The 21,442-nt window shown below is 73.5% G+C and carries 19 protein-coding genes; 14 read left to right on the top strand and 5 right to left on the bottom strand.

Going from position 1 to position 21,442, the window contains the following annotated elements; genetic code table 11:
• Genes ACFYZS_RS18180 through ACFYZS_RS18170 form a run of 3 tightly spaced genes read right to left on the bottom strand, consistent with a single transcriptional unit; the run spans position 1 to position 3,377 of the window.
• The gene (locus tag ACFYZS_RS18180) at positions 1 to 840 is read right to left on the bottom strand and encodes a GNAT family N-acetyltransferase (RefSeq protein ID WP_389013046.1); all 840 of its coding nucleotides are present in this window, start codon (positions 838 to 840) and stop codon (positions 1 to 3) included.
• A gap of 59 nt (positions 841 to 899) precedes the next feature.
• Positions 900 to 1,706, bottom strand: coding sequence for a PaaX family transcriptional regulator C-terminal domain-containing protein (locus tag ACFYZS_RS18175; RefSeq protein ID WP_389013043.1), 807 nt, complete (start codon positions 1,704 to 1,706; stop codon positions 900 to 902).
• 27 nt (positions 1,707 to 1,733) lie between these two features.
• Positions 1,734 to 3,377 (bottom strand): AMP-binding protein, encoded by a 1,644-nt coding sequence (locus tag ACFYZS_RS18170; protein WP_389013040.1) that lies wholly within the window; start codon positions 3,375 to 3,377, stop codon positions 1,734 to 1,736.
• 139 nt (positions 3,378 to 3,516) lie between these two features.
• On the opposite strand from ACFYZS_RS18170, the gene ACFYZS_RS18165 reads away from it, so the two are divergent.
• The 3 genes from ACFYZS_RS18165 to ACFYZS_RS18155 all read left to right on the top strand — a co-directional run bounded on the left by ACFYZS_RS18165 (position 3,517) and on the right by ACFYZS_RS18155 (position 5,743).
• Positions 3,517 to 4,671, top strand: a complete 1,155-nt coding sequence (locus ACFYZS_RS18165; RefSeq protein WP_389013038.1) for an acyl-CoA dehydrogenase family protein — start codon at positions 3,517 to 3,519, stop codon at positions 4,669 to 4,671.
• Positions 4,668 to 5,093, top strand: coding sequence for a RidA family protein (locus ACFYZS_RS18160; RefSeq protein WP_389013035.1), 426 nt, complete (start codon positions 4,668 to 4,670; stop codon positions 5,091 to 5,093). The genes ACFYZS_RS18165 and ACFYZS_RS18160 overlap by 4 nt, the downstream gene beginning before the upstream one ends.
• An 89-nt stretch (positions 5,094 to 5,182) precedes the next feature.
• Positions 5,183 to 5,743 (top strand): hypothetical protein, encoded by a 561-nt coding sequence (locus tag ACFYZS_RS18155; RefSeq protein ID WP_389013033.1) that lies wholly within the window; start codon positions 5,183 to 5,185, stop codon positions 5,741 to 5,743.
• A 98-nt stretch (positions 5,744 to 5,841) separates the two neighbouring features.
• Here the strand turns inward: ACFYZS_RS18155 and ACFYZS_RS18150 are convergent, their stop codons facing one another.
• A complete protein-coding gene (locus ACFYZS_RS18150; protein ID WP_389013030.1) occupies positions 5,842 to 7,248 on the bottom strand; it encodes an aminopeptidase P family protein in 1,407 nt (468 codons plus the stop codon).
• A 201-nt stretch (positions 7,249 to 7,449) separates the two neighbouring features.
• Between ACFYZS_RS18150 and ACFYZS_RS18145 the strand changes: the two genes are divergently transcribed.
• From ACFYZS_RS18145 to ACFYZS_RS18105, 9 genes are all read left to right on the top strand, one after another.
• Entirely contained in the window at positions 7,450 to 9,849 is a 2,400-nt protein-coding gene (locus ACFYZS_RS18145; RefSeq protein ID WP_389013027.1) for a collagenase, read from the top strand.
• A gap of 111 nt (positions 9,850 to 9,960) precedes the next feature.
• Positions 9,961 to 11,112: an NAD(P)/FAD-dependent oxidoreductase gene (locus ACFYZS_RS18140; protein ID WP_389013024.1), complete on the top strand. Its 1,152-nt coding sequence runs from the start codon at positions 9,961 to 9,963 to the stop codon at positions 11,110 to 11,112.
• A gap of 49 nt (positions 11,113 to 11,161) precedes the next feature.
• On the top strand, positions 11,162 to 11,476 hold the full coding sequence (locus ACFYZS_RS18135) for a (2Fe-2S)-binding protein (RefSeq protein ID WP_387291616.1): 315 nt from the start codon (positions 11,162 to 11,164) through the stop codon (positions 11,474 to 11,476).
• Positions 11,457 to 12,863 (top strand): NAD(P)/FAD-dependent oxidoreductase, encoded by a 1,407-nt coding sequence (locus ACFYZS_RS18130; protein WP_389013020.1) that lies wholly within the window; start codon positions 11,457 to 11,459, stop codon positions 12,861 to 12,863. Before ACFYZS_RS18135 ends, ACFYZS_RS18130 begins: the two co-directional genes overlap by 20 nt.
• 86 nt (positions 12,864 to 12,949) lie before the next feature.
• Positions 12,950 to 13,882: a dihydrodipicolinate synthase family protein gene (locus ACFYZS_RS18125; protein WP_389013018.1), complete on the top strand. Its 933-nt coding sequence runs from the start codon at positions 12,950 to 12,952 to the stop codon at positions 13,880 to 13,882.
• Positions 13,883 to 13,911: 29 nt separating this feature from the next.
• Entirely contained in the window at positions 13,912 to 14,916 is a 1,005-nt protein-coding gene (locus ACFYZS_RS18120) for a proline racemase family protein (protein WP_389013015.1), read from the top strand.
• Entirely contained in the window at positions 14,913 to 15,959 is a 1,047-nt protein-coding gene (locus tag ACFYZS_RS18115) for a proline racemase family protein (protein WP_389013013.1), read from the top strand. The genes ACFYZS_RS18120 and ACFYZS_RS18115 overlap by 4 nt, the downstream gene beginning before the upstream one ends.
• The gene (locus tag ACFYZS_RS18110; RefSeq protein WP_389013011.1) at positions 15,956 to 16,918 is read left to right on the top strand and encodes an ornithine cyclodeaminase family protein; all 963 of its coding nucleotides are present in this window, start codon (positions 15,956 to 15,958) and stop codon (positions 16,916 to 16,918) included. Before ACFYZS_RS18115 ends, ACFYZS_RS18110 begins: the two co-directional genes overlap by 4 nt.
• A gap of 55 nt (positions 16,919 to 16,973) precedes the next feature.
• Positions 16,974 to 17,684, top strand: a complete 711-nt coding sequence (locus ACFYZS_RS18105) for a GntR family transcriptional regulator (protein ID WP_389013008.1) — start codon at positions 16,974 to 16,976, stop codon at positions 17,682 to 17,684.
• 90 nt (positions 17,685 to 17,774) lie between these two features.
• Here the strand turns inward: ACFYZS_RS18105 and ACFYZS_RS18100 are convergent, their stop codons facing one another.
• Positions 17,775 to 18,722, bottom strand: coding sequence for an SMP-30/gluconolactonase/LRE family protein (locus ACFYZS_RS18100; RefSeq protein WP_389013005.1), 948 nt, complete (start codon positions 18,720 to 18,722; stop codon positions 17,775 to 17,777).
• Between the two features lie 178 nt (positions 18,723 to 18,900).
• Here ACFYZS_RS18100 and ACFYZS_RS18095 point away from each other — a divergent pair, with 178 nt between their 5' ends.
• The gene (locus ACFYZS_RS18095) at positions 18,901 to 19,560 is read left to right on the top strand and encodes an HAD family hydrolase (RefSeq protein WP_389013002.1); all 660 of its coding nucleotides are present in this window, start codon (positions 18,901 to 18,903) and stop codon (positions 19,558 to 19,560) included.
• 137 nt (positions 19,561 to 19,697) lie between these two features.
• Positions 19,698 to 21,440 carry an ABC transporter substrate-binding protein gene (locus tag ACFYZS_RS18090; RefSeq protein WP_389012999.1) on the top strand — a complete coding sequence of 581 codons (1,743 nt, stop codon included), beginning with the start codon at positions 19,698 to 19,700 and terminating at the stop codon, positions 21,438 to 21,440.
• Positions 21,441 to 21,442: the final 2 nt, after the last annotated feature.

Genomic DNA, 21,442 nt, shown 5'->3' with positions numbered 1-21,442 from the left:
TCAGAGCGCCGCCACCTCGACGCGGTCCTCCACCGGGATGTAGCCCAGGCGCTGGTAGACGCCGTTGCTCGTCGGGTTCGCCAGATCCGTGAAGAGCAGCACCTCCGAGGCGCCGGCCGCGCGCGCCGCTTCGCTGACCGCGTGCGTGACCCCGGCCGCGTAACCGCGGCCGCGCAGCTCCGGCGGGGTGTAGACCGGGCCGACCCGCGAGGCCGAGCCGATCGGGCGGAAGAACCCGGCCATGGACACCGGCGTCCCGGCGCGCTCCCAGAGCAGCATGCCCCCGTACGAGAGCCGGTCGCGCAGGGAGGCCTCGGAGGGGCCGCCCGGCACCCGGGCCTCCCGTGTGAAGGCCCCCGCCCAGTCCAGCAGCAGGGGCAGGTCGGCCTCGGCGGCGGTGCGGGCCCGGCCGGCCGGTGCGGGATCCGGGGCGAGCAGTCCGGCGAGCCGGTACAGCCGGTTCTCCTCGGTGACCTCGCTCGGCCTGCCCCAGGCCGCGGCCAGCGCCCGGGCGTCCCGGCGGCGGACGTTCAGCGCGTCCACCCCGGCGAGCAGCGGCTCGGTGGCGAGGGCCGTCCCCAGCTCGCGCACGGCCTGCTCGGACAGGGCCCCGATCAGCAGCGGGTACGGCGGGGTGCACAGCAGGGCGCCGGCGACGCCCCCGTCGGCGGCGGTCCACCAGCCGAAGAAGGGCTCGGCGGAGCCGTACGCGTCCGTGCCGCGCCGCTCCAGTGCGTCGAGCACGGTCAGCAGGGTGGTGTTGGTCACCGGTTCGGCGGCCACGGCCGGGCCCGCAGCGGCCCGGAAGGCCGCCAGGTCATGGGTGAACGTCCACGTCATGGCTCATGATGACGCCGGACCGGTCCCCCTCGCACACGGGTTTCCCCACCCGCGCGCGGCTACGCTTCGACGAATCCCGCCCCGATGTCCCGCAGCCTGTCGTGCAGTTCGGTGAAGACCGCCGCCGCCCGGTCGCCCGGCCAGTCCGCGGGCAGCAGCTCCCGCGGCAGCCCCGGATCGGCGTACGGCAGGCGCCGCCAGGTGTCCAGGGCCAGGAGGTAGCCGCGGTAGGCCTCCTCCGCGGTGGGGGCCGGGCCGGACTGCAGGGCGCGCAGCACCGGCTCGTGCAGGTCCAGGAACTCCTCGTGCTGCTTGGCCAGCGAGGTCAGGTCCCACCACCGGGCCACCGCCTCGGCGGTCGGGGCGAAGCCGAGGTGGCCCCCGCGGAACAGTTCCACGTACGCCGTCAGGTGCAGCCGGTCCAGGGTGTGCCCGGTCTCCTCGTACAGGTGGCCCGGCGCGATCCACACCCCGGGCGCCACCGCGCCGAAGCCGAGGCCGGCGAGGCGCGAGCGCAGCAGGTGCCGCTTGTGCCGCTCCTGCTCCGGTACGGAGAACACCGCGAGCAGCCATTCCCCCGTCGGCTGCGCACCGCGCGCCCCGTAGATCCGCCGGTCGCCGTCGTCCAGCAGCTGCCGGGCCTCCGCGGAGAGCTCGTACCCCGCCGAACCGTCCGCGGCGCGCGCGGGCAGCAGGAAGCCGCGCCGCTTCAGCCGGGACACCGAAGAGCGGACCGACGGCGCGTCCACGCCGGCCGCGCCCAGCAGGCGGACCAGCGCGGACACCGGGACCGGGCCCTCGAAGGCCCGCCCGTAGGCGCCGTAGAACGTGACGATCAGGGATCGCGGGGTGTGCTGCTCGACCACGGGTTCACTCTAGGGCCGTCGTGTGGATCATGCCGGGCTCGCCGGCAGGACGTCCTCTCCGTCGCGCAGCCGGAAGCGCTGCAGTTTGCCGGTCGCCGTGCGGGGGAGGGCGGGGAGGAAGACGAAGGCGCGGGGGCACTTGTACGGGGCCAGCTCCGCCCGCATGAACGCGCGCAGCTCCTCCTCGTCGAGGGCCGCGCCCGCCCGTGCGACGGCGTACGCGACCACGATCTGCCCGCGTCGCTCGTCCGGGCGGCCCACCACCGCGGCCTCCACCACGTCCGGGTGGCGCATCAGGGCTTCCTCCACCTCCGGGCCCGCGATGTTGTAGCCCGCCGAGACGATCATGTCGTCGGCCCGGGCGACGTAGCGGAAATAGCCCTCCGGATCGCGGACGTAGGTGTCCCCGGTCAGGTTCCAGCCGTCCCGTACGTACTCCTCCTGCCGCGGGTCCGCCAGGTACCGGCAGCCCACGGGGCCGCGCACGGCCAGCAGCCCGGGCTCGTTGTCCGCGACCGGGCGGCCGGAGGCGTCCACGACCCGGGCCTGCCAGCCCGGCACCACGCGGCCGGTCGTCCCCGGGCGGATGTCCTCGTCCGCCGCGGAGATGAAGATGTGCAGCAGTTCGGTGGCGCCGATGCCGTTGATGATCCGCAGTCCGGTGCGCTCGTACCAGGCCTGCCAGGTGGCCGCCGGAAGGTTCTCGCCCGCGGAGACGCAGCGGCGCAGCGCGGACAGGTCGTACGTGCCCACGTCGTACGGGCCCAGCTCGTCCAGCATCGTCCGGTAGGCGGTGGGCGCGGTGAACAGCACCGTGACCCGGTGCTGGGCGAGCGCGAGCAGCAGGCGGCGCGGGACCGCCTGGTCGAGCAGCAGCGCGGAGGCGCCCGCGCGCAGCGGGAAGACGACCAGGCCTCCCAGGCCGAAGGTGAAGCCGAGCGGCGGACTGCCCGCGAAGACGTCTTCGGGGCGGGGGCGCAGCACGTTGCGGGAGAAGGTGTCGGCGACGGAGAGCAGATCGCGGTGGAAGTGCATGCAGCCCTTGGGCCGGCCGGTGGTGCCCGAGGTGAAGGCGATCAGGGCCACGTCGTCGGCGGAGGTCTCCACGGCGGGGAACGGCGCCGCGTGCCGCTCGGCCAGCCGGAGCAGGTCGTCCGCGCCCTCACCGCCGTACGGGGTGATCCGCAGGCCGGGCACCTCGGCCTTGGCCAGGTCGTCGACCACGTCCACGTGGCACAGCGCGTGCTGCACCCGGGCCATCGCGCAGACGGTGGCCAGCTCCTGCGCCCGCTGCTGGGCGAGGACGGTCACGGCCACGGCTCCGGCCTTCATCACCGCCAGCCAGCACGCGGCGAGCCAGGGGCCGGTGGGGCCGCGCAGGAGCACCCGGTTCCCGGGGACCACGCCGAGGTCGGCCGTGAGGACGTGGGCGATGCGGTCCACGCGCCTGCGCAGGCCGCCGTACGACCACACCTCGCCGGATCCGCTGCGGAAGGCGGGGCGGTCGGGTCCGAGCCGGTCGATGGTCGCGTCGAGGAGCTCGGCGCCGCAGTTGAGCCGGTCGGGGTAGGCCAGCTCGGGGAGCTCGAAGAGCAGTCGCGGCCAGGCGTGCGGCGGCGGCAGATGGTCGCGCGCGAAGGTGTCGGCGTGGGCGGAAGGCTTGAGCTCCAAGGCGGGTTCGCCCCCTTGCAACGACAGCGGTTCCCCGGGTGGGGGACCGAAGTGGCGGAGCGGGCCGTGCGGGTGCGCTACGAGCGTATCGTGATGGTGACGGCAGTCAACAGGACGCGATAGAAGCGGGGATGTTCGGATGACCGGATTCGCGCTCGGGGCGGAACAAGAGGAGTGGTGCGGCCAACTGCGCGCGCTGGCCGCGGACCGGCTGCGGCCGCTGGCCGACAAGGGGGAGCCGGGGCGGGTCAACCGCCCGCTGCTCGCGGCGCTGGGCGAGCTGGGCCTGCTGGAGCGGGTCTTCACCTCGGGGGCGCTGGAGCTGTGCCTGCTCCGCGAATCCCTCGCGTACGGGTGCACGGAGGCGGAGACGGCCCTCGCCCTGCAGGGATTGGGGGCGCATCCGGTGCTCGGCTCGGGTACGCCGGAGCAGCGGGCGCGCTGGCTGCCGGAGGTACGGGCCGGGCGGGCGGTGGCGGCCTTCGCGCTGAGCGAGCCGGGGGCGGGCTCGGACGCGGCGGCGCTGGCGCTGGAGGCCGTACGGGACACCGGGAGCGCGGTGGACGGCGGCGGGGGCGGCGGCGGGGGAGGGGGAGGCGGCTGGCGGCTCAGCGGCGAGAAGTGCTGGATCTCCAACGCCCCCGAGGCGGACTTCTACACGGTGTTCGCCCGAACGGGCGAGGGTCCGGCCGCCAAGGGGGTCACCGCCTTCCTGGTCCCGGCCGACCGCCCCGGGCTCTCGGGCGAGCCGCTGGACATGCTCTCCCCGCATCCGATCGGCCGGCTGTCCTTCGACGGGGTCCCGGTCGGCCCGCAGGACCTGCTCGGCGAGCCCGGCCGGGGCTTCAAGGTGGCGATGGACACGCTGAACCGGTTCCGGCCGAGCGTGGGCGCCTTCGCCGTCGGCATGGCCCGGGCCGCCCTGGACGCGACCCTCGCGTACACGGCGGGGCGGCGGGCGTTCGGCGGGGTGCTGGGGGACCTCCAGGCGGTGGGCCACCGGGTGGCCGAGATGGCCACCCGCACCGAAGCCGCCCGGCTCCTGGTCTACGCGGCGGCGGGCGCGTACGACGCCGGCTCGCCGGACGTCCCGCGCCGGTCGGCGATGGCGAAGCTGCTCGCGACGGAGACGGCCCAGTACGTGGTCGACCACGCGGTCCAGCTGCACGGGGCCGTCGCCCTCCAGCGCGGCCACCTGCTGGAGCACCTGTACCGGGAGGTCCGGGCCCCGAGGATCTACGAGGGCGCCAGCGAGGTCCAGCGCACGATCATCGCGAAGGAGCTCTACCGGTGAGCGTCGAGCGGATCAATCCGGCGGAGCTCTCCCCGCCGACGGGCTTCTCCCACGCCGTGGCCGCGAGCGGCTCCCGCCTGGTCTTCCTGGCGGGACAGACCGCGCTCGACGCCGAGGGCAAGGTGGTCGGGGACACCCTGCCCGAGCAGTTCGAACGCGCTCTGGGCAATCTCCTGACGGCCCTCGCCGCGTCCGGGGGCGCCCCGGCCGACCTGGCCCGGGTGACCGTGTACACGGTCGACGTGGAGGCGTACCGCGTCCACGCTCCCGAACTCGGCCGCATCTGGCGCCGGCTGGCCGGCCGCGACTACCCGGCCATGGCGGTCATCGGGGTCGTCCGGCTCTGGGACGGGCCCGCCCTGGTCGAACTGGACGGTATCGCCGTACTCGGAACGGCCCGGCCCGAGTTGCCGGATCGCTGACCAGGTGCTTTTGACAGCGGAGCAGACAGGGGTGAGGGTGGAAATGACCTTTTTGTAAGGAATGTCTCAATCCTCGGAGGTGCATGGTCATGCGCCGTGTGATCACCGCGACGGTCGTGGCAGGAGCCGCGGGCCTCGCGCTCGGCCTGATGCCTGTCGGCGGGGCGGTTGCCGCGGGTCTTCCCCAGACCCAGCAGAACAACACGGGATGGTGCTCCGACGACTGGCGCGGGAGCAACAACTGGCGTGACTGCTGCGACTCCTCCCGCTGGCGCAACTGGGACGACCGGCCGAGCTGGTGCTGGGACAACGACTCCTGGAACAACGGCCGTCACGACAACGCGAACTGGAACGACAACTGGAACAACGGCCGTTGGAACGACAGCCGTTCGGGCCATGACAACCGCAACGACAACAACTGGAGCGGCGGCCACGACAGCGGCTGGAGCGACAACGGATCCGGTCGCGGTGGCTACGGCGGCGACGGCGGTGGCGGCGGTGGCGGCCACGACGGCGGTGGCGGCGGAGGCTACGGCGGTGGCGGCGGCAACAGTGGGGGCGGCGGAGGCAACGGCGGCGGCGGGGGCGGCAACGGCGGCGGTGGCGGAGGCAACGGCGGGGGCGGCGGAGGTGGCGGGGGAGGGCACTAGATCCGGTTGCACCTGAAACGAGCCCTGCCTGCCGACCGGCAGGCAGGGCTCGACGCGTTCCCTGACGGGACCCCGTCCCACGGGGGCGGGGCGGACGCTCAGCCGGCCAGCAGGTTCCCCATCCACTCCTCGATGCCCGCCACCGTGCGGGGCAGGGCGCCCGACATCAGCCGGGCGCCCGTCGCCGTGATGACCAGGTCGTCCTCGATGCGCACGCCGATGCCCCGCAGCTCCGGCGGCAGGGTCTCGTCGTCCGGCTGCAGGTACAGGCCGGGCTCGACCGTCAGCACCTGGCCCTCCTCCAGGACCCCGTCCAAGTAGGTCTCCGCGCGCGCCTTCGCGCAGTCGTGGACGTCCAGCCCCAGCATGTGCCCGCTGCTGCACAGCGTGTACCGCCGGTGCAGGTCCCCCCGCGCGTCCTTCAGGACGCCCCACTCCGCCAGGCCCTCCGCGATCACCCGCATCCCGGCCCGGTGGAAGTCCCGGAAGCTCGCGCCCGGGCGCAGCGCCGCCATGCCCGCGTCCTGCGCCGCCAGCACCAGTTCGTACACCTGCCGCTGGATGGGGGAGAAGCGCCCCGACAGCGGGAGCGTGCGCGTGATGTCCGCCGTGTAGAGGCTGTCGGTCTCCACGCCCGCGTCCAGCAGCAGCAGATCGCCGCGGTCGAGCCGGCCGTCGTTGCGGATCCAGTGCAGGACGCACGCGTGCGCGCCCGACGCCGCGATCGTGTCGTACCCGGTGCCGTTGCCCTCGGCCCGGGCGCGCAGCCCGAAGACCCCCTCGATCCACCGCTCGCCGCGCGGGTGCGCCAGCGCGCGCGGCAGCGCCCGTACGACGTCCTCGAAGCCGGCGGTGGTGTGGTCGACGGCGAGCTGGAGCTGTCCGACCTCCCAGGCGTCCTTCACCAGGCGCAACTCGGAGAGCGCGGAGGCCAGTTCGGTGTCGGTCGCGGCGTTGCGGCCGGCCGGGGAGCCGAGTGCGTCCAGATGGGCGCAGCGCAGGCCGGTCAGGCGCTCGGCCTCGGCCAGGTCGGGGCGGCGGCCGACCCAGAACTCCCCGTAGCGGCGGTCCCGGTAGAACTCCTCGCTGCCGCCCGCGCGCGGGGAGCGGGGGCGCAGGTACAGCACGGGCTCGTGGCCGTGCGGGCCCGCGGGCTCCAGTACCAGCACGTGGCCCACCTGGTCCTCGCCGGTCAGCCCGGTCAGCCAGGCGTACGCGCTGTGCGGGCGGAAGCGGTGGTCGCAGTCGTTGGAGCGGACCTTCAGCTCGCCGGCCGGGATGATCAGCCGCTCGCCCGGGAAGCGCGCCGAGAGGCGCTCGCGCCGGACCGGGGTGACCTCGTACGCCAGGACCCGCGCGGCGTCGGGGAGGGGGGACGGCGCCCAGTCGGCGGCCATGAAACGGGACAACTCCGGTGACACCGGCAGGTCGTGGCTGCCGATGTTGAGGCGGGAGTCGGGGCCGGGGGAGGTGCCGGGGGAGGTGCCGGTGGGGGTGTCGGTCATGGGGCTCCCTCAAGAAGATGCGAACTGGTGGGCGCACAGGTCTTGTCAGTGCAATTTCACATTACTATGTTACAGCTCACACCGCGGCACGTTAATCCCCGTCAAACGCCGTGTGACGCAGGGCAGTTCACGTATTTCGCGTTTCCACGCACCACCTCGCGCACCACTTCCCCCACCTCCCCTCCCAACCAGGAGTCCTTGGTGTCTCAGCACAGAGCTGTGCGTACGTCCCTCCTCTCCGCCGCCGTCGCGGTGACGCTCCTGGCCTCCGCCGGCCAGGCCGTGTCCCAGACCGCGGACCGGGCCCCCGCGGCCGCGCCCGCCCCGGCCGCCGTGCCCGGCACCTTCACCTCGGGCGCTCCCGCCGCGAACCCGTTCGACGAGGTGGAGCACCTCGCCTCGCCGAAGGAGGCCGCTCCCGCCACGGGCCAGGCCCCCGGCGGGCTGGCCGCCGACGGCCGCGTCCCCGGGGCCGCCCCGTCCGCCGCCCCGGCCGCGCGCGTCGGCGAGCGCACCGAGAAGAGCCGCGAGCGCGCCGCCGCCCAGGCCGCGCCCACCGCGCGGAGCGTCGCCGCGGGCGTTCCCTGCACCCTTGACGGGATCACGGGCCTCGGCCCGGAGCAGCTCGCCGACTTCCTGGCCGACCCGGCCGTCACCGCCGACGGCTGTCTGCGCGGGCTGATCTGGAGCTGGGACGCCCGCCTCGCGCCCGTCATGGACGACGCGCACGTCCAGGCCGTCGCCCGCCGGATATCCGGCCTGGCCGCCGCCCACGACGGCCGGAACTCCTCGCACCTGGAGGAGATGTTCACGTACCTGCACGCGGCCGTCTACCACGACTTCTCGCGTGACGAGATCGACCTCACCGACGCCGCGACCGCCGACACCATGAGCCGGGCCGTCACCGACTTCGGCAACGCCGCACGGACCTTCGACGTCACCGCCTCCAACGCCCGGACCCTGCGCGAGGCCCTCTACGCCACCGGCCCCGGCATGCGCCAGACCCAGCTCGGCCTGATCAAGAAGGTCCTGGCCACCCTGGACGCCTCGCACCCCGCCACCAGCGGGGACGCGAACTGGGGCGGTGCCGCCCTCGCCGCCCTCACGGTCAACTACCTCGGCGTGTACCCGGGCAACCAGGACGCCGCCTTCCACGCCGCGGCCAAGGCCGACCCCGGCTACCGGGCCGCCTTCAAGGCCTTCGCCGGATACGGCCACCTCAAGGGCACCACGAACGCGTGGGTGGTCCGCGACGCGCTCGGCGAGTACGGCCGCTTCGGCCAGATCGACGGCCTCCAGGGCCAGATCTCCGCCGACCTCGGCGGCCTCCTGGAGCCGGTCAAGGCCACCTTCGGCAGCGGCAGCGAGCCCTGGGCCAAGATCGTCTCCTGGCTGAACACCTACAACGCGTGCAAGCAGTACGGGGTGTGCAAGGAGGACATCGAGAAGATGCTCTTCCCGAACACGTACACCTACGACAACGGCGCCATCAAGGTCCGCACGGCCCTCGACCGGGCCACCGTCGACCAGCTCTACTACGCGAGCAAGCAGGTCAAGACGCAGTTCCACCGCGTCGTCGGGACCGACCAGCCGCTGGCCGGCGACCCCAACACCACGCTGAACATCACGCTGTACGCCTCCCGCGCCGACTACGTGGCCTACCAGACGATGCTGTACGGCTACGGCACCGAGAACGGCGGCATGTACATCGAGAACGGCGCCACCTTCTACACCTACCAGCGCCGCGTCCCGCAGGACTCCTCCCTCACCCTCGAGGAGCTCTTCCGGCACGAGTATACGCACTACCTCAACGGCCGCTTCGCCGTGCCCGGGTTCTTCGGCGAGGGCCCCTGGTACGAGGGCGACCGGACGACCGCCATGGACGAGGGAACGGCCGAGTTCTTCGACGGCGCCACCCGCGACAACGGCATCGCCGTCCGCAAGTCCCTGGTCAAGGGCATCATTGCCGACACGGCCGGCGGCGGCCCGCGGATGACGGTCGAGCAGCTGCTGAACGCCACCTACGACGGCGACGGCTTCCGCTTCTACAACTACGCGGGCACCTTCTTCGAGTTCCTGTGGACCGAGAAGCCCTCGCTGCTGCGCGAGATGTACACCCACCTGCGGGCCAACGACGTGGCCGGGTACGACGCCTGGCGCCACCGGATGGGCTCGGACGCCTACCTCCAGCGCGACTACAACCGCTTCCTGGACGCGCAGATCGCCAAGGTCGACCAGCTCTACGTGCCGAACACCGTCTTCACGCCCAACGGCCAACTGCGCGACGCGGCGCTGGCGAACGTGAAGTCGTCCTTCGCGAGCGCCACCTACAACACCCCGGACTGCGTGGAGAACGGGGACCCGGGCAAGCGCCGGTTCACCTGTACCGGCCGGATCACCGCCAACCTGAAGGACTGGCGCAGCGACGACCAGAACTTCAAGGACATGTCGGAGACGGTGGACTACTTCATCCTCGACCGGGCGGGCGCGGCCTCCAACAACCTGGCCGACATGAACTGCTCCTTCGGCCCCGTGGAGATCTGGAGCGACCACAAGGCGGGGACGTCGAGTTACAGCTGCGAGGGCCCGCTGCGCAGCTGATCCGGCGCCGGCGGCCGGTCCCGGTCCGAACGGGGGGCGGGACCGGCCGCCGGACGGCCAGGCCGTGGGCCGACCCTAGGCACCTACTAAAGAATGTGACATATTACTGCCGTGCCCAAGAGACATCCCCTGGACGTCGTGATCATCGGCGCCGGCGTCGTCGGAGCCGCGATCGCCTACTACGCGGCCCGCGCCGGACTCTCCGTGGCCGTCGTCGACCGCGGCCCCGTCGCGGGCGGCACGACGGGAGCCGGGGAGGGCAACCTGCTCGTCTCCGACAAGGAGGCGGGCCCGGAGCTCGACCTGGCGCTGCTGTCGGCCGGCCTGTGGCGCGAACTCGCCGCCGTCCTCCCGTCGGAGATCGAGTACGAGGCCAAGGGCGGGCTGGTGGTCGCCCCGGACGAGGCTTCGCTGGCCGCTCTGCGGGAGTTCGCCGAAGGCCAGCGCAAAGCCGGGGTCGAAGCGGTCGAGGCGGGGGCCGACGAGCTCCGCGAGCTGGAGCCGCATCTGGCCCCGGGGCCGCCCGGCGGATTCCTGTACCCGCAGGACGCCCAGGTCCAGCCGGCCCAGGCGGCAGCGAGGCTGCTGGCCGCTTCGGGGGCCTCGGTCCACCTCGGACAGGAGGTGACCGGCATCCTCACGGGGCCCGGGGGCGTCCGCGGGGTGCGCACGCACGGCGGTGAACTCCTCGCCCCGGCGGTGGTGAACGCGGCCGGGACCTGGGGCGGGCGCATCGCGGAACTGGCCGGGGTGTCCCTTCCGGTGCTTCCGCGCCGCGGGTTCGTCCTGGTGACGGAGCCGCTGCCGAGGGTGGTCCGGCACAAGGTGTACGCCGCGGACTACATCGCCGACGTGGCGAGCGGCTCGGCGGCCCTGCAGTCCTCGGCGGTGGTGGAGGGCACGCCGGCGGGGCCGGTGCTGATCGGGGCGACCCGGGAGCGGGTGGGCTTCGACCGCTCCCTCTCGGTGGAGGCGCTGCGCCGCCTCGCAGCCCAAGCGGCGGCCCTCTTCCCCGTCCTGGCGGACGCCCACGTGCTCCGCACCTACCACGGGTTCCGCCCCTACCTCCCGGACCACCTCCCGGCGATCGGCCCGGACCCCCGGCTTCCGGGCCTCCTGCACGCCTGCGGCCACGAAGGGGCCGGCATCGGCCTGGCCCCGGCCACGGGCGTGCTGATCGCCGCCGCCCTGACGGGCACCGAACCCCCGCTCCCTCCGACCCCGTTCCATCCGGCCCGCTTCGACCAGGACCGGGCGCCATGACCGCCCGGCACCCGGCCGCCGTACATGCCACGCCCGAGGAGAACCCCCGATGAGCCCGACCCCCCGCACCCTCGTCGGCGGAGCCCCCTCGGCCACGTACGTGCTGCGCTTCGACGGCCGCGAGCTGACCGCCCAGGCCGGGCAGAGCATCGCCGCCGTGCTGTGGGGCGCCGGGATCCTCGCCTGGCGGACCACCCGCCAAGGCGGCGCCCCGCGCGGAGCGTTCTGCGGGATCGGCAGCTGCTACGACTGCCTCGTCACCGTCAACGGCCGCCCGAACCAGCGCGCCTGCCTCGTCCCCGCCCGCCCCGGGGACACCGTCACCACCCAGGAGGGAACCGGCCATGCCGAGCTCGGCGTCTGACACCGCCCCGCCCGACCTCGCGATCGTCGGCGCCGGCCCCGCCGGGCTGGCCGCCGCCGTCACCGCCGCCGGGCTCGGGCTGCGGGTCACCCTCCTCGACGCGGGGGAGCGGCCCGGCGGGCAGTACTACCGCCACCCCGCGCCGGGACTCGGGGCGGAGCGTCCCGAAGCGCTGCACCACGGCTGGGCCGCCTTCGCCGAGCGCGAAGCCGCCCTGCGGGCCCACGTGTCGGACGGCCGGATCACGTACCTGCCGGCCCACCACGTCTGGGCCGTGGTGCCGGACGGCGCCGACTGGACCCTGCACGCCGTCGCCGGCGCCGGTCCCGAGGAGGCGCCCGCCACCCTGCACGCCCGGGCCGTGCTCCTCGCCACCGGGTCCTACGAGCGGCAACTGCCCTTCCCCGGCTGGACCCTCCCCGGAGTGGTCGGGGCCGGCGGGGCCCAGGCCATGCTCAAGAGCGGGCTCGTACTGCCCGGCAGGCGCGTGGTCGTCGCGGGCAGCGGCCCGCTGCTGCTCGCCGTCGCCGGCTCCCTCGCGGCCGCCGGAGCCCGGGTGCCGGCCGTGGTCGAAGCCGCCGCGTACACCGCGTACGCCGGCCACCTCCCCGCCCTGCTCCGCAACCCCGGCAAGCTCGGCGAGGCCGCCACGTACGGCGGCGCCCTGCTGCGCCGCCACATCCGCCTCCTCACCCGGCACGCCGTGACCGAGGCCCACGGCGCCGACCGCGTCGAGGCCGTCACCGTGGCCCGCCTGGACCGGGACTGGCGGCCCGTGCCCGGCACCGCCCGCCGGATCCCCTGCGACGCCCTGGCCGTCGGCCACGGGCTCGTCCCGCAGCTGGAGCTGGCGACCGGCCTCGGCTGCGGCACCCGCCGCACCGCCGACGGCACCGTCGCCCTCGTACTGGACGCCGAGCAGCGGACCTCCGTCACCGGGATCTGGTCCGCCGGCGAGACCGGCGGCATCGGCGGCGCCCAACTGGCCCTCCTCGAAGGGGAGATCGCCGCGCACGCGATCGCCGGGCGGGCCGTGCCCGCCGCCCTCACCCGCCGCCGCGCCCGGCTGCGCGCCTTCGCCGGGGCCATGGGCGCCGCCCACCGGCCCGGCGACGGCTGGACCGGCTGGCTCCGCGACGACACCGACGTGTGCCGCTGCGAGGAGGTGCCGGCCGGCCGGATCCGCGAGGCCGTCGCCGAGCTCGGCGCGCGCGACGCCCGTACGGTCAAGCTCCTCACCCGCTCCGGCATGGGCTGGTGCCAGGGCCGCATGTGCGGACCGGCCGTCGCCGCCCTCGCCGGCGACGGGCCCGCGCCCGACCGGCGACCCCTGTCCTGCCCGGTTCCGCTGCGCCACCTCGCGCAACTGCCCCCGGCGGACGGCTGATCGGCCGCCGATCGGGCGGCCCGGACCCTTGTGGCCGCCTCGCACCCACTAGTAAAATGTCACACACCACTCTAGGGAGCTCTCTCATGACCGACGCGCACAACCCCGCGCCCACCACCGGTACGGACACCCGTACCCGCCCCTGGCACGGCATCATGGTCGCCACCGCGCTGCCGCTGCGCGAGGACCTCACCGTCGACCACGACGCCTACGCCGAGCACGTGGCCTGGCTCATCGCCAACGGCTGCGACGGCGTGGTCCCCAACGGCTCCCTCGGGGAGTACCAGACCCTCACCGACGAGGAGCGGGCCCGCGTGGTCCGTACCGCCGTCGAGGCGGCCGGCGACGGCGCCCGCGTCATGCCCGGCGTCGCCGCCTACGGCAGCGCCGAGGCCCGCCGCTGGGCCGACCAGGCCGCCGAGGCCGGGGCCGGCTCCGTACTCCTGCTGCCCCCCAACGCCTTCCGCGCCGACGAGGCGACCGTACGGGCCCACTACGCCGACGTCGCCCGGGCCGGGCTGCCCGTCGTCGCCTACAACAACCCCATCGACACCAAGGTGGACCTGACGCCCGCCCTGCTCGCCCGCCTGCACGGCGACGGCAGCATCGTCGCGGTCAAGGAGTTCAGCGGGGACGTCCGCCGCGCGTACGAGATCGCCGAACTCGCCCCCGGCCTCGACCTGCTCATCGGCGCCGACGACGTCCTCCTCGAACTCGCCCTGGCCGGCGCGGTCGGCTGGATCGCCGGCTACCCCAACGCCCTGCCCCGCTCCTGCGCCGAGCTCTACCGGGCGGCCGTCGCCGGGGACCTCGCCACCGCGCTGCCGCTGTACAAGTCCCTGCACTCGCTGCTGCGCTGGGACTCCAAGACCGAGTTCGTCCAGGCCATCAAGCTCTCCATGGACCTCGCGGGACGCCCCGGCGGCGCCACCCGCCCGCCCCGCTTCCCGCTCACCGGGGAGACCGAGGCGGCCGTCAGGGCCGCCACCGAGAAGGCCCTCGCCGAGGGGCACAACTAGTCCCCCCGAGGGACCGGAAGGGGACAGGAATGCGTACGCGCCACATCTACCACGCGGTGGACTCGCACACCGAGGGCATGCCGACCCGGGTGATCACCGGGGGCGTCGGGGTGATCCCCGGCGCCACCATGGCCGAGAAACGGCTCCACTTCATCGAGCACCTGGACCACGTCCGGACCCTGCTCATGTACGAGCCGCGCGGGCACTGCGCGATGAGCGGCGCCATCCTGCAGCCCCCCACCCGCCCGGACGCCGACTTCGGCGTGCTGTACATCGAGGTGTCGGGCCTGCTCCCCATGTGCGGGCACGGGACCATCGGGGTCGCCACCGTGCTGGTCGAGACGGGCATGGTGGAGGTCGTCGAACCCGTCACCACCGTCCGGCTCGACACCCCGGCCGGGCTGGTGAGCGTCGACGTCCGGGTCGAGGACGGGGCGGCCACCGCCGTCACCCTCACCAACGTCCCCTCGTTCTGCGCCGGACTCGACCTGAAGGCCGAGGTCCCCGGGCACGGCACCGTCACCTACGACCTCGCCTACGGCGGGAACTTCTACGCCTTCGTCGAACTCGACTCCCTCGGCCTCCCTTTCGACCGGGACCGCAAGGACGACCTGCTCGCCGCCGGACTCGCCGTCATGGACGCGATCAACGCCTCCGCCGACCGGCCCGTCCACCCCGAGAACCCCTCGATCTCCGGGGTCAAGCACGTCTACCTCGCCGCACCCGGCTCCGACGCCCGCCGCTCCCGGCACGCCATGGCCATCCACCCGGGCTGGTTCGACCGCTCTCCCTGCGGTACGGGCACCAGCGCGCGCATGGCCCAGCTGCACGCCCGCAGCCTCCTCGGGCTGGGCGCGGACTTCGTCAACGAGTCCTTCATCGGCACCGAGTTCACCGGCCGGCTGATCGGGGAGACCACCGTCGGCGGGTTCCCTGCCGTCGTCCCCACCGTCACCGGGCGGGCGTGGATCACCGGCACCGCCCAGTACTTCCTCGACCCGTCCGACCCCTTCCCCGCGGGCTTCCTCCTGTGACCGCCGCGCCCGCCGTCGTGCGCACCGTGGACTACCACACCGCCGGGGAGCCCTTCCGGATCGTCGACTCCGCCGCGGGAGGCCTGCCGCCCGTACCCGGGGACACCGTCGCCGAGCGCTGCGCCACCGCCATCGGCCCCGGGGGCTCCGGGACGGCCCCGCGCCGCAGCCCCCTGGACGACGTGCGGCGGTTCCTCGTGCAGGAGCCGCGCGGACACGCCGGGATGTACGGCGGGTTCGTCGTGCCCCCGGACGACGACGGGGCCCACTTCGGCGTGCTGTTCTGGCACAAGGACGGCTACTCCACCGCCTGCGGCCACGGCACGATGGCCCTCGGCGCCTGGGCCGTGGACAGCGGCCGGGTCGCCGCGCCGGACGACGGGGACGGGCAGGTGCGGATCGACGTGCCGTCGGGGCGGGTCACCGCGACCGTGCACCGCGCGGGCGGCCGCACCACGGGGGTCACCTTCCGCAACGTCCCGGCCCGGGTCGGCGCCCGCAAGGTGGCGGTGGCGACCACCCTGGGCCTGGCGGAGGTGGACATCGCGCACGCCGGCGCCTGCTACGCATCCGTCGCCGCCCGGGACCTCGGCCTGCAGGTGACCCGGGCCGCGCTGCCCGAACTCGTCCGCGCCGGACAGGAGATCCGGGCCGCGCTGGCCTCCCATCCCGGGACCTGGCACCCCGGCGGGCCGCTGCTCTCCGGGGTCTACGGGGTGATCCTCCACGAGGAGCTGCCCGGGACCCCCTTCGGACCGCATCAGCGCAACGTCACCGTGTTCGCCGACGGGCAGATCGACCGCTCGCCCTGCGGCTCGGGCACCTCGGCGCGCCTCGCGCTGCTCGCGGAGGACGGCCGGATCGGGCCGGGCGAGGACCTGCTCCACGAGTCGGTGGTGGGCACGGTGTTCACGGGCCGGGTGGTGCCGGTGGGATCCCGGGACGGTCTGGTCACCGAGGTCACGGGCACGGCGTACCGCACGGGCGAGCACGCCTTCGTACGCGATCCACAGGACGCGCTCGGCGCGGGGTTCCTGTTGTGATCCCGCAGTTCGAAGCGGCGGAGACGGCCGCGCTCCTCACCCCGGCCGCGGCCGCCGACGCGCTGGCCGACGCACTGCGCGCCGGGCTGGACCCGGAGTCCTGCCCGCAGCGCTCGGCGCTGCCCGTGCCGGGAGGGGGCGAGCTGCTGCTGATGCCGGCCGCGGCGGGGGAGTACGCCGGGGTGAAGATCGCCGGGGTGGCGCCCGGCAATCCGGCCCTCGGGCTCCCCCGGATCACCGGCTCGTACCTGCTGATGGACGGGGTGACGCTGCGCCCGCTGGCCCTGTTCGACGGCGCGGCGCTGACCGCGCTGCGCACCCCGGCGGTCTCGGCGCTCGCCCTGCGGTACCTGGCGCCGGCCGGGCGGGCCCTGCGGCTGGTGCTCTTCGGCGCCGGCCCGCAGGCGTACGGGCACCTCGAAGCGGTGCTGCAGGTGAGCGAGTTGGCGCAGGCGGTGGTGGTGGGGCGCGACCCGGGGGCCGCGGAGCGGCTGGCGGCGCACGCCCGCGGCCTGGGGGTGCGGGCCCGTACGGGCACGGCGTCGGACGTGGCGGAAGCGGACCTGGTGCTCTGCTGCACCACGGCCCGCGAACCCCTCTTCGACGGACGGCTGGTGGCCCCGGGGGCGACGGTGGTGGCGGTCGGTTCGCACGAGCCGGACGCCCGGGAGACCGACACCGCGCTGGTGCGCAGGGCGGCGGTGTACGTGGAGTCGCGGGCGGCGGCCCTGCGCGAGGCGGGGGACCTGCTGGTGCCGGAGGCCGAGGGGGCGATCGGTCCCGGTCATATCAACGGCACCCTGGCCGACCTGGTGGCCGGCCGGATGCCGGCGGCCGGGGCGCCGGGTTCTCCACAGCTCTTCAAGAGCGTGGGCATGGCCTGGGAAGATCTCGCTGTGGCGGTGGCGATGTATCGCGCCGCCGGAGGCGCCACCGCTCGGGGATCAAGCGCAACGTGACATTGTACGCTGTCCTCTGCACTCGGTGGTGCACAGCCGGTTCGGAGGAAGAGCAATGGGTGACCTGAAGCAGCACAGTCTCATCAAGGCCCAGGAACGGCTCCGCGACCAGGTCGGCCACGCCCTTCGAGCAGCCCTGATAGCGGGTGAACTGCGCCCCGGCAGCGTCTACTCGGCGCCGGGTCTGGCCGCCGAGCTCGGGGTCTCCGCCACGCCGGTCCGCGAGGCGATGCTCGACCTGGCCCGCGAGGGACTGGTGGAGCCCGTCCGCAACAAGGGCTTCCGGATCACCGAGGTCAGCGAGCGCGACCTGGACCAGTACACCGAACTGCGCACCATGATCGAAGTGCCGACCATCGGCCGGATCACGAAGATCGCCACGGCGGAGCAGCTGGAGGAGCTGCGGCCCATCGCCGAGGAGATCGTCACCAGCGCCCGCGAGCACAACCTCATCGGCTACCTGGAGGCGGACCGCCGCTTCCACCTCTCCCTGCTGGCCCTGGCGGGCAACGACCGGCTGGTCGAGACGGTCGGCGACCTGCGCAAGCGCTCGCGCCTGTACGGACTGACGGGCCTGGACGAGGCGGGGAAGCTGGTCTCCTCCGCCGAGGAGCACATCGAACTGCTGGACCTGATGATCGCCGGGGACGCGGCGGCGGCGGAGGCCTGCATGGTCCGCCACCTCGGCCACGTCCGCTCGCTCTGGGCCCAGGGCCGCGACGAGCCGGTGGGCCGCACCCCGGGGGGGCTCGGCTCGGGCCTGTAGGCGGACCCGGCGGCGGCAGACCCGGCGGATCCCGGCGGACCCCTCGGACCGTGCGGCCCCTGCGGTCGGCCGGGCGCGGGCCGGGCGCGCTCAGCCGTCGAGCCAGCGCCGGCGCCCCGGTCCCGTCGGGTGGGTGCCCGTCACGCCCATGACCACCGAGTAGAGGCTGGTCTCGGCGGTGATGAAGAGCCGGTTGCGCTTGGCGCCGCCGAAGGAGATGTTCGCGACCGCCTCGGGGACGCGCAGCCGCCCGATCAGCGTGCCGTCGGGGTCGTAGCAGTGCACCCCGTCGTCCATGGCGGCGACCCAGAGCCGGCCGCCGTCGTCGAAGCGGAGGTTGTCGAAGCGGGCCTTGCCGGGGGCCGCCTCGGCGAAGACCTTCCCCTCGGACAGCGTGCCGTCCTCGCGCACGTCGAAGACGCGGATGAAGCCCGCCCGGGTGTCGGAGACGAACAACTGCCGCTCGTCGCCCGAGAAGACCAGCCCGTTCGGTGCGCCGAAGCCGTCGGCGACCAGCCGCACCTCGCCCGTGGCCGGGTCGACGCGGTAGACGTTGTTGGAGCCGATCTCGCTCTGCGCGCGGTGGCCCTCGTAGTCGCTGGTGATGCCGAAGTCCGGGTCGGAGAACCAGATCGAACCGTCGGACTTCACCGCCGCGTCGTTGGGGCTGTTCAGCCGCCTGCCCTGCCACCGGTCCGCCAACACGGTGACGGTGCCGTCGTGTTCGGTGCGCGTCACGCGCCGGTTGCCCTGCTCGCAGGTGACGAGCCGGCCCTGCCGGTCGAGGGTGTTGCCGTTGGTGTGCCCGGCGGAGCGGCGGAAGACGCCCACGGCCCCCGTCTCCTCGTCCCAGCGCAGCATCCGGTCGTTGGGGATGTCGCTCCAGACCACCTGCCGCCAGGCGGGCACGTAGAGCGGCCCCTCGGCCCAGCGGCAGCCGGTGTACAGCACCTCCAGCGCGTCGTCTCCGTTCATGCACCGGCCGGTCCGGAACCGGTCGTCGAGCATCTCGTACAGCCCGGGGCGCTGGCTGGTCATGGCGCTTCCCTTCTCCTCAGACATCCATTTGCCGAATGAAATCTGGTCTGAGTTGAAGATTGCAGGATGGGATATGGCTGCTGCAAGGAGATCTCGAACGGAGAGTTGTGGATCACATCGACGGTCGCGTCGGCCGTCACCTCGGCGGACCGCATCGGCCGCCGCTTACCCTGTGGGAATGATCAAGCCGACAGAGCTGGTGATATTCGACTGCGACGGCGTCCTGGTCGACAGTGAGCGCCTCGCCGTCCGCCTCCAGGTCGAGCTCGGGGCGGAGTTGGGCTGGCCGCTCACCGCGGACGAGGTGGTCGAGCGCTTCATCGGGCGTTCCAGGGAGTCCATCGTCGAGCAGATCGCGGAGCGGCTCGGCGCGCAGAGCGCAGGCCTCTGGTGGAAGCTGCTCATCCAGCGGCACCGCGATGCGGTCGACCTCGCCCTGGACCCGGTGGACGGGGTGCTCGAGGCGCTCGACGGGCTCGCCGCCCTCGCCCTGCCGACCTGCGTCGCCTCCAGCGGATCGCACGAGAAGATGAGGCACACGCTCGGGCGCACCGGACTCTACGGCCGCTTCGAGGGCCGCATCCACAGCGCGAGCGAGGTCTCCCGGGGCAAGCCGGCCCCGGACCTCTTCCTGTACGCCGCCCGCCGGATGGGCGTCGACCCGGCCGCGTGCGCGGTGGTCGAGGACAGCGGGCCCGGCGTCCGGGCGGCCAGGGCGGCGGGGATGCGCGCCTTCGGCTACTCCGGCGGCCCGACCCCCGCCGAGCGGCTCGAAGGCCCCGCAACGATCGTCTTCGACGACATGCGCAGGCTGCCGGAGCTGCTCGCCGGGCGCTGACCCGCCGACAACACCCCGCAGGGGGACGGGATTTGGGCACGTCTGGATAACGACGGTGCCAACCCCTTGTCAGTGCAATTTCACATTACTATGTTACCGGTCACATCATAGAGCGCGGCCCTTCACTGGAGTGACCCATGACCAAGCGCACCCAACTCGCCCTCGCCACTGCCCTCGTGGCGGCACTCGCACTCGGCGCCTCGGGCTGCTCCGACCCCAAGAAGGGCTCCACCGGCGCAGGCGCGAGCAATCCCGCCGCCGCCAACGACGGCAAGACCCTCGGCGGGACCCCGGTCAAGGGCGGGACCCTGACCGTCCTGTCCAACCAGGACTTCGCCCACCTCGACCCCGCCCGCAACTGGGTCATGCCGGCCATGGACTTCGGGACCCGCCTCCTCTACCGCACGCTCGTCACCTTCAAGGCCGAGCCCGGCAAGGCCGGCAGCGAGCTCGTCCCCGACCTGGCCACGGACCTCGGCACCCCCTCCAACGGCGGCAAGACCTGGACCTTCACCCTCAAGGAGGGCGTGAAGTACGAGGACGGATCGCCGATCAAGGCGCAGGACATCAAGTACAACGTCGAGCGCTCCTTCGCCCCCGACCTCACCGGCGGCCCCGACTACGCCGCCCAGTACCTGGCCGGCGGCGAGGGCTACAAGGGCCCGCTCCAGGGGCAGCACCTGGACTCCGTCAAGACCCCCGACGACCGCACCGTCGTCTTCGAACTGAAGCGCCCGGTCGCCGAGTTCTCCGCCACCGCCACCCTCCCCACCTTCGCCCCGGTCCCGCAGTCCCAGGAGAAGGGCACCCAGTACGACGCCCGCCCGTTCTCCTCCGGCCCGTACAAGATCGAGTCGTACGACCGGGACAAGAAGCTGGTCCTCGTCCGCAACGAGCACTGGGACCCGAAGACCGACACCGTCAGGAAGGCCTACCCCGACAAGTTCGTCGTGGTGATGGGCCTCAAGGGCGGACAGATCGACGACCGGATCATCGCCGGCGAGGGCGCCGACGCCTCCGCCGTCCAGTACATGGACATGCGCCCCGAGAGCGCCCCCAAGGTGCTGCCGAAGCCCGAGGTCAAGGCGCGCCTGCTCGCCGAGTCCCAGGGCTGCACCGAGATGCTCTACCTGAACAACTCCCGGGCGCCCTTCAACGATCCCAAGGTCCGCGAGGCCATGCAGTACGCCGTCGACAAGGAGGCGGTGATCACCGCGGGCGGCGGCCCGGCCCTCAACGAGGTCGCCACCGCCTACCTGCCCCCGGCACTCTCCGGCGGCAAGCAGGCCGACACCCTGAAGATCGCCCCGGCGGGGGATCCGGCCAAGGCCAAGGAACTCCTCAAGGCCGCCGGCAAGGATTCCCTCAAGGTCTCCCTCGCCGTCTCCACCGGCGACAAGGGCAAGGCCGAGGCCATCCAGCAGGGCCTGTCCCGCGTCGGCATCGAGGTCGTCGTCGACACCATCGACCCCGGTGCGTACTACGACGTCATCGGGGACCTCTCCACCACCCCCGACATGACCCTCTCCGGCTGGTGCCCCGACTACCCCTCCGGCTCCACCTGGATCCCCTTCGTCTTCGACGGACGCACCATCAAGGAGAAGGGCAACCAGGGCAACAACAGTCAGTTCCGCGACGAGGCCACCATGAAGCGGATCGACGAGATCAACGCCATGGCCGACGCCAAGCAGGCCAACCAGGCCTGGATCGACCTCGACGCCGAGATCATGAAGAAGTCCCCGGCCGTCCCGGTCCTGCTGGAGCGCAAGCCGCTGCTCGTCGGCCCCAACATCGCCGGCGCCTACGGCCACCCCGTGTGGACCGGAACCATCGACTACGGCACGGTCGGCCTCAAGGACCCCTCGAAGAGCCAGGGCTGAGG

Source organism: Streptomyces sp. NPDC001903 (assembly GCF_042891345.1).
In the GTDB taxonomy this organism is placed as follows: Bacteria; Actinomycetota; Actinomycetes; order Streptomycetales; family Streptomycetaceae; genus Streptomyces.
This window is presented reverse-complemented; position numbering and strand designations above follow the sequence as displayed.

Coding starts and splice junctions, on each gene's coding strand:
- ACFYZS_RS18120 (WP_389013015.1), top strand. CDS start 13,912: ATGCGTACGCGCCACATCTACCACGCGGTGGACTCGCACACCGAGGGC.
- ACFYZS_RS18135 (WP_387291616.1), top strand. CDS start 11,162: ATGAGCCCGACCCCCCGCACCCTCGTCGGCGGAGCCCCCTCGGCCACG.
- ACFYZS_RS18180 (WP_389013046.1), bottom strand. CDS start 840: ATGACGTGGACGTTCACCCATGACCTGGCGGCCTTCCGGGCCGCTGCG.
- ACFYZS_RS18095 (WP_389013002.1), top strand. CDS start 18,901: ATGATCAAGCCGACAGAGCTGGTGATATTCGACTGCGACGGCGTCCTG.
- ACFYZS_RS18090 (WP_389012999.1), top strand. CDS start 19,698: ATGACCAAGCGCACCCAACTCGCCCTCGCCACTGCCCTCGTGGCGGCA.
- ACFYZS_RS18150 (WP_389013030.1), bottom strand. CDS start 7,248: ATGACCGACACCCCCACCGGCACCTCCCCCGGCACCTCCCCCGGCCCC.
- ACFYZS_RS18125 (WP_389013018.1), top strand. CDS start 12,950: ATGACCGACGCGCACAACCCCGCGCCCACCACCGGTACGGACACCCGT.
- ACFYZS_RS18100 (WP_389013005.1), bottom strand. CDS start 18,722: ATGACCAGCCAGCGCCCCGGGCTGTACGAGATGCTCGACGACCGGTTC.
- ACFYZS_RS18155 (WP_389013033.1), top strand. CDS start 5,183: ATGCGCCGTGTGATCACCGCGACGGTCGTGGCAGGAGCCGCGGGCCTC.
- ACFYZS_RS18165 (WP_389013038.1), top strand. CDS start 3,517: ATGACCGGATTCGCGCTCGGGGCGGAACAAGAGGAGTGGTGCGGCCAA.
- ACFYZS_RS18105 (WP_389013008.1), top strand. CDS start 16,974: ATGGGTGACCTGAAGCAGCACAGTCTCATCAAGGCCCAGGAACGGCTC.
- ACFYZS_RS18130 (WP_389013020.1), top strand. CDS start 11,457: ATGCCGAGCTCGGCGTCTGACACCGCCCCGCCCGACCTCGCGATCGTC.